The organism is Mycobacterium pseudoshottsii JCM 15466 (assembly GCF_003584745.1).
GTDB lineage: Bacteria > Actinomycetota > Actinomycetes > Mycobacteriales > Mycobacteriaceae > Mycobacterium > Mycobacterium marinum.
The window spans coordinates 4,129,470-4,142,449 of sequence record NZ_AP018410.1 but is presented as its reverse complement, the minus strand read 5'-3'; the positions used below and the strand labels follow the sequence as shown (position 1 = coordinate 4,142,449).

The window sequence follows — 12,980 nt, the reverse complement described above, 5'->3', positions numbered from 1 at the left end:
ATGGCCGTTGTGGTGGTCACGGATACATCGGCGCGCCTGCCCGCCGATATCCGAGAACGGTGGGCGATACGCGAGGTCCCGCTGCATATCCTGCTCGACGGCGTCGACCTGCGTGACGGTGTGGATGAGGTCCCCGACGATATTCACAAGTGTCATGCCACCACTGCCGCGGCCACCCCGGCCGAGCTGCGTGCCGCCTATCGCGCAGCGCTGGCCGATAGTGCCGGTGATGGGGTAGTGGCGGTGCATATTTCGGCGGGACTGTCGGGAACCTACCGCGCCGCCAAACTGGCCGCGGCGGATCTGGGGCCCGAGGTGCGCGTCATCGACTCGAAGTCGGCCGCGATGGGAACCGGGTTCGTCGCGCTCGCGGCGGCACGGGCCGCTGCGGCCGGAGAAGATCTCGAATCCGTTGGGCGCGCTGCCGATGCCACCGTGAGCCGGACGCACGCGTTCGTCGTCGTCCACCGGCTGGACAACTTGCGCCGCAGCGGACGAATCGGCGGCGCCAAGGCATGGCTGGGCACCGCCTTGGCCCTCAAGCCGCTGTTGCGGGTTGAGGACGGAAAACTCGTGCTAGCCCAACGGGTTCGCACCGTCAAGCATGCAATGGCGGCGCTGGTCGACCGAGTATGTGAAGTGGTCGGGCGCGAACCGGCGCTCTTGGCCGTGCATCATGTCGCCAATGTGGAGGGCGCCAACAGCGTCGCGGTGGAACTGGGCCGCCGCCTTCCGGCATGTGAGCCGGCGCTGGTGACCCCACTGGGGCCGGTGCTGGCGTTGCACGTCGGCGCCGAAGCGGTCGCGGTTTGCGTGCAAGTCGGCGCTGCTTCGCTGCGGGGGTAGCCCAAACACCGAGTTGTTCGGACAGGGCGCGGTTTTCAGTGGGTTGGCGCCGCGACCCTGGGCCGGGCATTGTCGCCGCGCGGGTGCACAACCTGCGGCCACCAGAACCAGCGGCCCAGCAACGTCGCGATCGATGGCATCAGCAGGGTGCGCACGATCAGCGTGTCCAGCAGTAGGCCGATGCACACCGTGGACCCGAACTGTCCGAGCACCCGCAGATCGCTGCCCAGCATGGACGCCATGGTGAAGGCGAAAACCAGACCTGCGGCGGTCACCACCCCACCGGTTCCGGCCATGGACCGGATGATCCCGGTCTTGAGTCCGGCGTGGATTTCTTCGCGGAACCGCGAGACCAGCAACAGGTTGTAGTCCGAACCGACGGCCAGCAGGATGATGACCGACAGCGCGGCCACGATCCAGTGGATCTTGATGCCGAACAAATCCTGCCAAATGAGCACGGACAGACCGAATGACGCGGCGATCGAGCTGGCTGCGGTGCCGACGATCACCAGGGCGGCGACTACGCTTCGGGTGAGCAGCAACATGATCAAGAAGATCAGTGTCAGCGCAGATACCACCGCGATCATCAGGTCGTACTTTTCGCCGTCGGCCATGTCTTTGAAGGTGGCGGCGGTTCCGCCCAGATAGACCTTGGCATCCGAGAGCGACGATTGCTTCAGGCCCTCCTGCGCCGCTGTGCGTTCCGCGTCGACCCGCGAAATCCCCTCCGGGGTCATCGGATCGCCCTGGTGGGTAATGAAAAACCGGGCCGATTTTCCGTCCGGAGACAAGAACATCCGAAGCCCCGTCTGGAAGTCCGGGTTGTCGAAGGCTTCCGGGGGCAGGTAAAAGAAGTCATCGTTCTTGGAAGCGTCGAAACTCTGGCCCATGACGATAGCGGTGTTGCTGAGTTCGTCCATCTGGTCGAGCATCGCCGAGAACGTGGACTGCATGGTCAGCGTCAGCGCTTTGGTCGTCTTCATGGTGGCGATCATCGGCGGAATCAAAGTCGGCATCTGTGACGTGAGACCGGCCGTGTGCTGTATGTCTTCGGTGAGTTCGGAGAACTTCTCGGAAAGCTTGTCGATCCCGTCCAGAGAGTCGAACAGCGATCTGAACGACCAGCAGATCGGAACGTCGAAACAGTGTTTTTCCCAGTAGAAGTAGGACCGCATCGGTCGCCAGAAGTCATCGAACTCGGCGAGGTGGTCTCGCAGCTCGTCGGTGATGGTCGAGGTTTCGGCGGTGACGCGCGCCATGTCGGTCGTGGTGGTGTCGAGCTCGCGCATGACGGCGTACATGCGTTCTGTGGTGTCGATCAGGGCCTGCATCTCGTCGGCCATCTTGGTCATGTCGGCCATCCGCTCTTTCAGGAAGGTCATGTTCTGCATCATCGTCTGGCTTTGCATGCTGTTCTGAAACGGTATGGAGCTGTGCTGGATCGGGATACCCAGCGGCCTGGTGATGTCCTGGATCATGGCGATGCCCACGGTGCGGATGACGTTCTTGGCCACTTTGTCCAGGACAAGCATGTCCGCCGGGTTTCGCATGTCGTGTTCGGCCTCGACCATCAACATGTCGGGGTTCATCCGGGCGTGCGAAAAGTGCCGGTCGGCAGCGGCCTCGCCGAGATTGGACGGCGCTGAGGCCGGTAGGTAGTAGCGGTCGTTGTAGCTGGTCTTGAAACCGGGCAGGGCGACCATGCCGACCAGAACGATCGCGCCGCTCAGCGCCAGAATCGGTGCGGGCCAACGTACCACCGCGGTGCCGACCCGCCGCCACAGCCGGCCTCTATTGGCGGCCCGCTTGGATTCGAATAGGTGGAATCGGCTGCCCACGAATACCACTGCGGGACCCAGTGTCAGCCCGGCCAACACGACGACCAACATCCCGATTGCCACGGGTGCGCCCATCGTGTTGAACCAGGGCAGCCGCGCGAAACTCAGGCAGTAGGTGGCACCGGCGATGGTCAGGCCGGATCCCAAGACCACCGGGGCCACCCCACGAAAGGTTGTGTAGTAGGCGTCTTCTCGGTCCTCGCCCGCTTGGCGCGCCTCTTGGTAGCGGCCGACCAGAAAGATCCCGTAGTCGGTCCCGGCGGCGATCGCCAGCATCGTCAGAATGTTCGCGGCAAACGTGGTGAGTCCGAATACGTTGTGGTAGCCCAATACCGCCACCACTCCCCGCGAGGAGGCCAACGCGATTCCGGTCATGAACAGCTGGATCACGGTGGTGACGATGGAGCGGTAGACCAGCAGCAACATCACCGCGATGGCGCCCAGGGTGAACATCGTGATCTTGGCCAAGCTGGCGTTGCCGATCAGGTTCATGTCGTCGCTGAGCGCGGCGGGCCCGGTGACATATGCCTTGACCCCGGCGGGTTCGTGCGTCCGGTTGATGACGTCACGCACGGCTTCGACCGATTCATTGGCCAGGGTCGTGCCCTGGTTTCCGGCCAGGTTCACCATCACGTAGGCGCTTTTTCCATCGGCGCTTTGGGCCCCCGCGGCGGTCAGCCGGTCGCCCCAGAAATCCTGGATGTGCTGTATGTGTTCGGGGTCCTGGCGCAGCTGGCGAATTAGGCTGTCGTAGTACTGGTGCGCATCATCGCCGAGCTTGTGCTGGCCCTCCAGGACGATCATGACCGTGCTGTTGGAGTCGAATTCCCGGAAGTTGTGTCCCAGCCGCATCATCGCCTTCATCGACGGCGCGTCCATCGGGGTCATCGGCGCGGAATGTTGTTCGCTGACCACCTCGAGCGACGGGACGACCACGTTGACCAGGACCGTCAGCAGCACCCAGCCCAGGATGATCGGCACGGCAAGGATCCGGATGGTGTGCGGAATGACCGGGCGGTGGCCGCGCTCGCGGTTGGGTGCGCCGCCGGTGGCCGCGCCGATTTCGATCGGGCCGGTGTCCTCGGTGCTGATACTGGCGCCGCTGTTGGACTCGCTCATGCCGATTTCACTAAGCAAAAGGTCTGCGGATTGACCCCGGCGGCCGACTTCTCTTCCCGCACCACACCATCCACGGTGATACGGCAGCCGATCTGACTACCGTCGCCTTGAGCCATAATGTTTGCGCTCACCGAGGGCAGCGTCGTCGAGATAGTGAACGACCACGGCAGGGGGGCCGCGTTTACCTGGTGTGTGTTGGCGTCGGCGTCCCAAAAGTTGATGTTGGCGGTGGATCCGGCGGGGCCGGAGATTTCATAGATGACGACCTTGGGGTTGAACTGCACGATGTCGATCCCGGCGCCGGCGTTGGCGTTTAGGTCCTCAGAACCGAATATCTTGTGCAGGCGTGACACCACCAAGCCCGAGATGGCCAGTACCACCACCATCAGCAAGGGGATCCACGCTCGTTTGAGCACGCTGGTAACAGGAATCGTAGGCACCCGACCGCCCCTCCGCTCGCCGATGCAGCTCGCCGTGGCCTGCTGGGCAAGCAAGCTTCCGGCGTAGGCAAGAAAATATTTGCTTGGCTAAGCAGTCTAACTCTTAGTGCACGACTTCGTTCCTCCGGGGGGGGCAGGCGCCGGCGGGCGGGGGTGATCGCTTCGGATCGGCATGGCCGACCGCCACAATGGGCGCTTTTAAACTTGCTTGATCGACGCATCGAGGCGCCGCTCATCGGCAGTTATTGATCTGACTTTCGCCGGGGGACCGCTCTCGGCAGTGTTGTTCAGCCGTTCGAGTCACGTGCGCTGCGGGCGCGAATCGCTGTCCTGCGCCACCGGCAGGAACGCAAACAGCACCTGCCCGCCAAAGTAAAGAATCCAGTTCAGCGCATACAGGTCGAACCCAGGAACATTCGAGTCCTGGCCCGAGGGCAGCCAGGTGAAAAATAGGTACAGGTCTGAGACGGGGATGAGCAATCCGCCAATCAGTACCGATAGCGCCAGCAAGCTGAATCGGTCGGCCCAGAAATACCAGATGCTGAAACTGATCAGCGCCGTGTAGATGATCAGATTGAAGAGGAAGCTGCCCACCTCGAGGAAGTGATGGCCCTGCACCGAGTTCCGGATGTGCAGGACCCAAGTCGCCGTGTTGGCCGCCGCAACCACGGCGACGATAAGCCAGCGAGCCCGATATGCGAAGCCGCCGTACGAGCGCAGCCTGGGCGCGGCAAACTTGTACAGCACAATGGCATATAGGCCGTAGGCGATGCCGAAAAGAATCACCGCGGCCGACAGTTTGCGGCTGATCGGCTCGATGCCGGAGATCGCGCTATTGACCACATCTCCGACCGTGGCGAATGCCATCCCCACGATCAAAACCAGGGAATACTTCGCCACTTCTGGCGAAAGCTGTCGCTGATATGCGAGCCGCACCGCCAGGACGAAGAGCATCAGTCCGATATGCCACAGGTGGTAGAGGACCGTGGGTGGGCGGGCAGGGCTCCGGCGTTGTTGATTAGCAGGCTTGTGAGCTGGGTTGATGATCTTTGGTGCCGCGCTATTGGGGCCGGAGTGTAGGCACGGGCTATCTGGAGAACGATCGAGTTGGTTACTGTTCGTCGTTGGTCTGGAGTTGCCCGTGCCTACCGTTTCAGTATTGCCTGTGTCGTCGGTTCCAGAGGTGTTCGACCGCTGGAGTCCTGGTGAGCGCAGCGAGCTCATCGGATCGGAGTTTCTCGATGTGTTGGCCTCGGTGCCAGACCCGAGGGGCCCACGCGGTCGGAGGTATTCGCTGGTGGCTTTGTTGGCGATCGCGGTTCTGGCCACTGCCGCGGGGATGCGCGGCTATGCTGGTTTTGCCACATGGGCGGCCACCGCTCCCGATGATGTGTTGGCCCAATTAGGGGTCCGGTTCCGGCGGCCCAGTGAGAAGACCTTCCGCGCTGTTTTGTCTCGGCTAGACCCCGCCGACCTCAACGCCAGGATGGGCAGTTACTTCACTGCACACGTGGCCAGCAGCGACCCCAGTGGATTGGTGCCGATCGCGTTGGACGGCAAGATGCTGCGTGGTGCTTTACGCGCCAAAGCGACAGCCACGCATCTCGTGTCGGTGTTCGCCCACCGTGCCCGATTGGTGCTCGGTCAACTCGCTGTCGCCGAGAAAAGCAATGAAATTCCCTGCGTACGTGCCCTGCTCACGCTGCTGCCGGGTAGCTTGCGGTGGCTGGTCACCGTGGATGCGATGCATACCCAGGTCGTCACCGCGAAGTTGATCTGCGCCACCTTGAAGTCGCACTACCTGATGATCGTCAAGTCCAACCAAGCCAAAATACTTGCGCGTATCACCGCGCTGCCCTGGGCCGAGGTGCCCACAGCCGCTACCGACGACTCCCGCGGCCACGGCCGTGTCGAGACCCGCACCCCGCAAATCATCACCGCTGCACGAGGAATCGGCTTCCCCTACGCAAAACAAATCATCCGGATCACTCGTGAACGCTTGATCACCGCCACCGACCAGCGCAGCGTGGAGGTGGTCTATGCCATCTGCAGCCTGCCGTTCGAGCACGCCCGCCCTACCGCGATCATGACCTGGATGCGTCAACACTGGGGAATCGAGAACAGCCTGCACTGGATACGCGACGTCACCTTCGACGAAGACCGTCAAAGGGCACATACCGGAAACGGCGCACAGGTCCTAGCAACGCTACGCAACACCGCGATCAATCTGCACCGCCTCAACGGCGCCGACAACATCGCCGAAGCCTGCCGGATCACCGCTTTGACCGCCAACCGCCGCCTAGACCTCCTCAATCCACAATTCCCCAGCTCACAAGCCTGCTAATCAACAACGCCGGAGCCCTGGGTGGGCGGGAGATCCCGCCGGTCCACAAGACCTCCAAAGTGATGCTGATGGCAATGACACTGAGCAGGGCCCTGGCGTAGGCAGCCATTGTCAGAGGGCCGCCCGCCCGGTGATCGGCGGCAGATCGGCAAGCGTCACGATCCCCGGTTTGGCGGCCACCACCGCCGGAACCGCATTGGTGACCGGCATCGCGGTGTAGATCATGCCCAGGCCCATGAAACCGGGCTCCGTCCAGTCCTTCGGCGGCAGACAGTGCAGCACCGTGCGCATGTTGGGCAACCCGAACACCTGGATGACATGTCCGTGCTCGAGTGGCTTGGGCGGAACCACATGATTGCCCATCGTCCAGTTGAATCCGACGCTGACGACGTTGCGATCACCGACCCAGCCGCGGTGGTAGCCGTATACGCTGCCGACAGTGCCCGCGGGGATCTTCATGAACCCCAAATCGGTGTCCGCGGTGGCCGCGGTGAAGGTGACGTCGAAGGTCATCTTGTCCAACGTTGCGCCGATCGCGTCGGCCATCATCGCCGCCGATTCGGCGAAGACCTCGCTTTCGGCCCGCACGCTCTCGGCCAGGCCGGGGGTGTCGGGATGCTGGGAGAACCCCATCGCCGTCTGGGTGGCCGCCGATTCGTAGGTCGAGCAGTCGACGGATTCGGTGATCCGGATTTCGTCGACTCGCTCGCACGAGCCGCTGAGCACCATGCCGACCATGTTGGTCATCCCCGGATGTGCGCCGCTGCCGAAGATCGTCGCGCCGCCGCGTTCGCAGGCGGCCAGGATGCGTTCCCGGTCCCGCGGTGTCTGCTTGCCCCCGGTGATCCAGGCGGCGCTGGTGCACACATTCACGCCCGACTCGAGCAATCCCACCAGCTCATCGATGTTGGGCCACAACGGGTTATAGCAACACGCGTCGGCGCCCAGCGCGAGCAGCGCGCCGATGTCGCTGGTCGCCCGCACCCCGGTGGGGTCCGGCCAGCCCGCCAGCTCGGCGGCGTCGACACCAACCTTGTCCGGGCCGTGTGCGTACACCCCCACCAGTTCCAGGTCGGGTCGCCCGATGATGGCGTGCAGCGACCGCCGCCCGATATTTCCGGTGGTCCACTGGATAACCCGAAGCGGGCGTTCTGTGCTCATCGAAGGCTCCTTTGCCGTTGCGATTGGACCCATTATGTTCACCGAGCTTTGGTGGGCTCGGACTGCCTCCCGGGCGGAGCCGGTAAATGGGATGCGGGCCGGCGCCGCCGTGTGCCAGAGTCGGAGCCCGTGACTGCAGTACTGCCCGCATCGGTGACGTTGACCACTCCGGCCGAGGACGACTGGGCCGGGATGTACCTTTTGGCCGCGGCAAGTTTCACTGATTTCATCGGTGCGGAGTCGGCCGACGCCTGGCGGGGGCTGATACCTGCCGATGGGGCGGTGGTGGCCCGTCACGGCCGTGATGTCGTCGGGATGGCGCTGTTCATTGATCTGCAGCTGACGGTGCCCGGCGGCAACGTGCTTTCCACCGCCGGCATGAGCTTTGTCGCCGTCGCGCCAACGCACCGCCGGCGCGGGCTGCTGCGCGCGATGTGCGGTGAACTGGACCGGCGGATGGCCGATTCCGGGTATGCCGTGGCTGCGCTCCATGCCAGCGAGGGCGGCATCTACGGCCGATTCGGCTACGGCCCGGCGACGATTCTGCAGGAGCTGACCGTCGACAGACGCTTCGCCCGACTGCATGCCGGGGTGCCCGACGGAGGGCCGGTCAGGTTGGTCAGCCCCGCGCGCCATCGCGCTGAGTTCGAAGCGATCTACGAGCGCTGGCGCCAACGCGTACCAGGCGGCCTAGTGCGCCCGCCGGTGTTCTGGGACCAGCTGATGGCCGAATGCAAAGCCTCGCCCGGGGGCGAGCGCGAATCGTTTGCGCTGCTGCATGCCGACGGCTACGCGCTCTACCGGGCGGACAGATCCGACCCCAAGCTGACCCGCGTCGACGAGCTGCGCGCTGTGACCCCGGAAGCGCGGGCAGCCCTGTGGCGAACACTGCTCGGGCTGGACTCGATGGAGCGGGTCAGCATCGTCAGCCATCCGGCTGAGCCGATGCCGTTCCTGCTCACCAACACCCGACTGGCTCGCACGACCTGGCGGCAAGACGGCCTGTGGCTGCGCATCATGGACGTTGTGCCCGCCCTCGAGGCCCGCGCCTATTTCGGCGACCTCACCACGGTGATCGCCATCACCGGTGGTGGCCGGTTCGTGCTGCAGATCCGTGACGGACGCGCGGCCTGCACCCCGACCGACGCACCGGCGGATGTCGAGATGGATCGCGACGTGCTGGGCAGTCTCTACCTGGGTGCCCACCGCGCGTCCACACTGGCCGCGGCCAACCGGTTGCAGGCCAAAGATGTTGGCGTGATTGCCCGGCTCGATGCGGCGTTTTCCAGCGAGGTCCCCGCCGAGACGGCTTTCGAGTTCTAGGTTCCGCCGCGCTGCCCGGTGGCCGCGCGGCATCGCCGCTGCCACCCACCGGACGCGGACCGTTGGGGTTGTGCACGGGCCCCGCCAGCGGCAACGTCTGGGGTCCTTTGGTGCTGCCGGCCCGCCCCGCGCCCGGTCGTCATAGCGGCATCCGGGTGCGGGGCGGGAGACGGCCTCGCCGCGGGCTGACCCCAGCTGGAGTTAGCCGTGTGCGCTGGCTCCCTAGGCGGTTGCGCCCGCGAGCAGCCCGACGCCGTCCGGGCAAAGAGCCGCCGCCTGGGCCGGCGATCCGCCGTACTGCAGCCACAGCGGCAGGACACTGTTGAGGCGTTGCATGAACTTGGCCATTCCCACCCGGTGCTCGCCGAATCCCAGCGGATCGGTCCGGTACTCGGGGAATGCAATGCCGATCCCGAACAGCCCGGGCGCGAGAATCCCGTTGGCGCCGTCGTGCTCCAGCGGTCCCCACTGCGGGGTCAGGGGAAGGTGCCTGCGTTCGAACCCGACGGTGTAGACGGCCTGGTCGCATTCGCGAAGCAGTCTGGCGAATTCCGGGCTGTCGACCAAACACCTGTGCAGCCGTTCGGGATGCCGTCCGTCGATGTTCTCCCGCGCCCACCGAGCCGCGTCGCCTTTGAGGCCGGTGTCGTCGAAGAGGGTCCAATCCTGGAAGGGGACAGCGTATCTGTGCGGGCTGCGGTAGAAGTTGATCACCTTGTGCACGGGATGCTCGAGCAGGTTCGGCAATGCGATCATCGTCGAGTGGGACGAGCCGAATACGGCAACGGTTGCCCCGTCCAGTTGTTGCTGCGCCAGCTTCTCAGGGTTGAGGGCAACTTCGACCGGTATCTCTTTCAGCTCGGGGTAGGTCAGCTTCTTGGGTGTCGAGCCAACCGCCAGAATCACGTTCTTGGAAGAGATTTCACCGTCGAGTGTGGTGATCTGCCAGTGTTGGTTGCGCAGTGAGAGCTCGGTTGCGGTGCTTTGAAATGCTGCCACCTTGGCCCGCAGGTGCTCGGTGACCCAACGCAGCGGCCCGGCGACTACGCCTAGTTGGCAGGTGTGCTGGGGGTCGATGTCGTGCAGGTCGAAATGCGGTGCCGCGGCGAAGCCGAACGCGGGTGAGGCGTTGAAGTAGTCCAGGAACAGCGATACTTGGGTGTTACTCGGGACGGCACCCCACTTTTCGCCCAGGTCTCCTGCCGCGAACTGCGGATCTATCCAAGCGATTTCATTGGGCCGCACGCCGTGGTCGAGCAGTCTGCCAACACTGGCGATCCCTGCGGGTCCGGCTCCGATGACGGTCCACGTGTAGTGAGTCATGTCTCCTCTTGAGGCTTGTTCGCATACGTTTGTCGGTTTGTTTCGTCTTGCCGGCGCACGTTGACGCGCCGACATTTCTAGTATTTCGGCGGCAGCCGCGCGTGGGCAGAGGGCACTTCTTTGAGTGGTTACAACCAATGGTTGTGACCACGGGCGGGTGTTGGCGCGCCGGGCGCCCCGATCGGGTGCCGGTCAAACGGTTCCGCGGATCGCCGCCGGGCTGGGCGCGGCGGGCAGGCGATCGGCGGCCCGGAGTTAGAGCCTGACCAGGTCGTAGTCGGCGATGTGATCGATGAGAACCCGAAGCTGATCCTGGGTGGAACCCAGGGTGTGGTCGATCGCGGTGAGCCGGGCCGCGTAGTGGCCCACCGGATACTCCGCGGTCACCCCGATGCCGCCGTGCAGCTGGATCGACTCTTGCGCGATGTGGCGGCCCGACCGGCCAATCTGAAGCTTGGACCGGGAGGCGATGAGCGGGTCGAGGTTGCCGTCGGCAATGGACATTGCGGCGTAGAAGTTCATGCTGCGGGCCAGCTCCAGCGACACGTACATGTCGGCCGCACGCTGGGTGAGCGCCTGGAACTTGTTCAGTGTGACGCCGAACTGCTTGCGCGTCTTGAGGTAATCGGTGGTCAGGCGAAGGGCTTCTTCCATCGCACCGACCGCTTCGGCGCACATCGCCGACTGGATCCGGATGATGGCGTTGCGAATGGCGGCTGACGCGTCGACGGCGTCGCCCAGCGGTGCCGCGGGCGCCTGGTCCAGGTCGATCTGCGCACCGCGCTGACTGTCGAACGTCGGGTACGGGTGCTTGTCGACCCCACCGCCCTCGGGGCCGGCATCCACCAGGAACAACCCGACCCCACCATCGGGCAAAGCTGCGCTGACCACCAGTGTGTCGGCGCAGTCACCAGCCAGGACCGGATTTTTCGTTCCGCTCAGGAGCCATGAATCACCTTGCCGCACAGCACGAGTCGACACGGTGGCCGCCGGGCTGCGCTGGCCCGGTTCCAGGTGTGCGAACGCCAGCAGTCGCCCTCCGGCGGCGACTTCGTCGAGTAGCTGCAGCTGTGCGTCGTTGCCCAACTCGGCGATGATCGCGCCGGGTGCCAGCGCGGCGTGCACGATGGGTTCCGGGGCCAGCCGGCGACCGACTTCGGTCATCACCAGCATGATCTCGATCTGGCCGGCCTCGGCCGGCTCGAATCCGAGCCCCAAGATCCCGGTGTCGGCCAGTTGACTCCAAACGTCGCGGCTCCAGCCGAGATCGGTGTCGATGATCTTGTTGCGGCTCTCCGCGTCATAGCTGCGAGACAACAGATCACGGGTGGTGTCGCGGAGCAGCGTTTGCTCGTCGCTGTACTGAAAGTCCATGACTGCCTCACAATCCCAAGATGGTGGACGCGATGATGTTGCGCTGCACTTCGTTGCTGCCGCCGTAAATCGATGTCTTGCGGTAGTTCAGGTAGCGCGGGGCGCTGCTCTGGGCCCACTGCGGTGACGCGATCCCTGCCGCCTGTGCACCGCCCACCGGTAGCGCGTCGGGCCCGGCTACCTCGACGAGCAATTCGGTGGCGACTTGCTGCAATTGGCTGCCGCGCAACTTGAGTACCGACGACGCCGGGTTGGGCTTACCGTCTGCCGAGTCGGTAACCACCCGAGCCTGGGTGAGTTCCAATGCCAGCAGCTCGTTTTCGGCTTCAGCAAGGCGCGCCGCGAACAGCGGATCGTCGAGCAGGCCGTTGTTGGCAGCGTGCTTTTTCACCTCGGCGAGGCGCACCTTGGTGCGGCCCACCCCGGCGATCCCGGTGCGCTCGTTGCCCAGCAGGAACTTCGCGTAGGTCCAGCCCTGGTTCTCCTGGCCAACGAGTTGATCGGCCGGTACTCGAACGTCGGAGAAAAACACCTCGTTGACTTCGTGACCACCGTCGATGGTCTTGATCGGCCGCAGCGTGATGCCGGGGGTGGCCATGTCGATGAGCAGAAACGAAATGCCGGCTTGCCGCTTGGGCGCCTGGGGGTCGGTGCGCACCAGGCAGAAAATCCAGTCGGCATACTGGCCCAGCGTCGTCCATGTCTTCTGGCCATTGACGACGTAGCTGTCGCCATCGCGCACGGCGGTGGTGCGCAGTGATGCGAGATCCGAACCGGCTTCAGGTTCGGAGAAGCCTTGACACCACCAGATGTCGAGGCTGGCCGTCGGCGGCAGGAAGCGCTGCTTGATCTCCTGGGATCCGAATTCGGCGATCACCGGACCGACCATCTTGGTGTTGAAGTTCAACGGCTCCGGGACGCTGGCCAGCTGCATCTCGTCGGCCCAGATCTGGTGCTGAGTCGGTGTCCAGTCCTTACCGCCCCATTCCACCGGCCAGTTCGGCACCGCCAGCCCGTGATCGTTGAGGATCTTGTGGCACGTGACGATCTCATCGCGGCTCGGCGACTGGCCCTGGCGCACCAGCTCGCGCAGGTCTTCGGGTATCCGGGTGGTGTAGAAGGTGCGAAGCTCGTCGCGGAAGGCGGCTTCGTCGGGGGTGAGAGCCAGCTTCATCGGCAGCCTCCTGTTTCAGGTGACCACCGTTGGGTTTG

The 12,980-nt window shown here is 64.3% G+C and carries 10 protein-coding genes; 3 read left to right on the top strand and 7 right to left on the bottom strand.

Translation table 11 applies throughout. The features are described 5' to 3' along the window. Positions 1-846, top strand: coding sequence for a DegV family protein (locus MPSD_RS18845; RefSeq protein WP_020725968.1), 846 nt, complete (start codon positions 1-3; stop codon positions 844-846). A 35-nt stretch (positions 847-881) separates the two neighbouring features. Here MPSD_RS18845 and MPSD_RS18840 read toward each other — a convergent pair whose 3' ends face one another. The 3 genes from MPSD_RS18840 to MPSD_RS18830 form a co-directional block, all read right to left on the bottom strand. After that, complete coding sequence (locus tag MPSD_RS18840; RefSeq protein ID WP_086085730.1) at positions 882-3,803, bottom strand: MMPL/RND family transporter; 2,922 nt, start codon at positions 3,801-3,803, stop codon at positions 882-884. Continuing rightward, on the bottom strand, positions 3,800-4,189 hold the full coding sequence (locus MPSD_RS18835; protein WP_020725966.1) for an MmpS family transport accessory protein: 390 nt from the start codon (positions 4,187-4,189) through the stop codon (positions 3,800-3,802). Before MPSD_RS18835 ends, MPSD_RS18840 begins: the two co-directional genes overlap by 4 nt. Positions 4,190-4,543: 354 nt before the next feature. After that, complete coding sequence (locus MPSD_RS18830) at positions 4,544-5,110, bottom strand: hypothetical protein (protein ID WP_232022596.1); 567 nt, start codon at positions 5,108-5,110, stop codon at positions 4,544-4,546. A 274-nt stretch (positions 5,111-5,384) separates the two neighbouring features. Between MPSD_RS18830 and MPSD_RS18820 the strand changes: the two genes are divergently transcribed. After that, positions 5,385-6,587, top strand: coding sequence for an ISAs1-like element IS2404/ISMul1 family transposase (locus MPSD_RS18820; RefSeq protein WP_420811944.1), 1,203 nt, complete (start codon positions 5,385-5,387; stop codon positions 6,585-6,587). 111 nt (positions 6,588-6,698) lie between these two features. Here MPSD_RS18820 and MPSD_RS18815 read toward each other — a convergent pair whose 3' ends face one another. After that, positions 6,699-7,748, bottom strand: coding sequence for an NAD(P)H-dependent amine dehydrogenase family protein (locus tag MPSD_RS18815; RefSeq protein WP_036426441.1), 1,050 nt, complete (start codon positions 7,746-7,748; stop codon positions 6,699-6,701). Positions 7,749-7,940: 192 nt separating this feature from the next. On the opposite strand from MPSD_RS18815, the gene MPSD_RS18810 reads away from it, so the two are divergent. Continuing rightward, a complete protein-coding gene (locus MPSD_RS18810; RefSeq protein ID WP_232022888.1) occupies positions 7,941-9,071 on the top strand; it encodes an enhanced intracellular survival protein Eis in 1,131 nt (376 codons plus the stop codon). 222 nt (positions 9,072-9,293) lie between these two features. Here the strand turns inward: MPSD_RS18810 and MPSD_RS18805 are convergent, their stop codons facing one another. The 3 genes from MPSD_RS18805 to MPSD_RS18795 all read right to left on the bottom strand — a co-directional run bounded on the left by MPSD_RS18805 (position 9,294) and on the right by MPSD_RS18795 (position 12,942). Then, on the bottom strand, positions 9,294-10,394 hold the full coding sequence (locus MPSD_RS18805; protein ID WP_020725964.1) for a hypothetical protein: 1,101 nt from the start codon (positions 10,392-10,394) through the stop codon (positions 9,294-9,296). Positions 10,395-10,649: 255 nt separating this feature from the next. Further along, the gene (locus tag MPSD_RS18800) at positions 10,650-11,768 is read right to left on the bottom strand and encodes an acyl-CoA dehydrogenase family protein (RefSeq protein ID WP_015356517.1); all 1,119 of its coding nucleotides are present in this window, start codon (positions 11,766-11,768) and stop codon (positions 10,650-10,652) included. Positions 11,769-11,775: 7 nt separating this feature from the next. Then, a complete protein-coding gene (locus MPSD_RS18795) occupies positions 11,776-12,942 on the bottom strand; it encodes an acyl-CoA dehydrogenase family protein (protein WP_011741415.1) in 1,167 nt (388 codons plus the stop codon). Between the last annotated feature and the right edge of the window lie 38 nt (positions 12,943-12,980).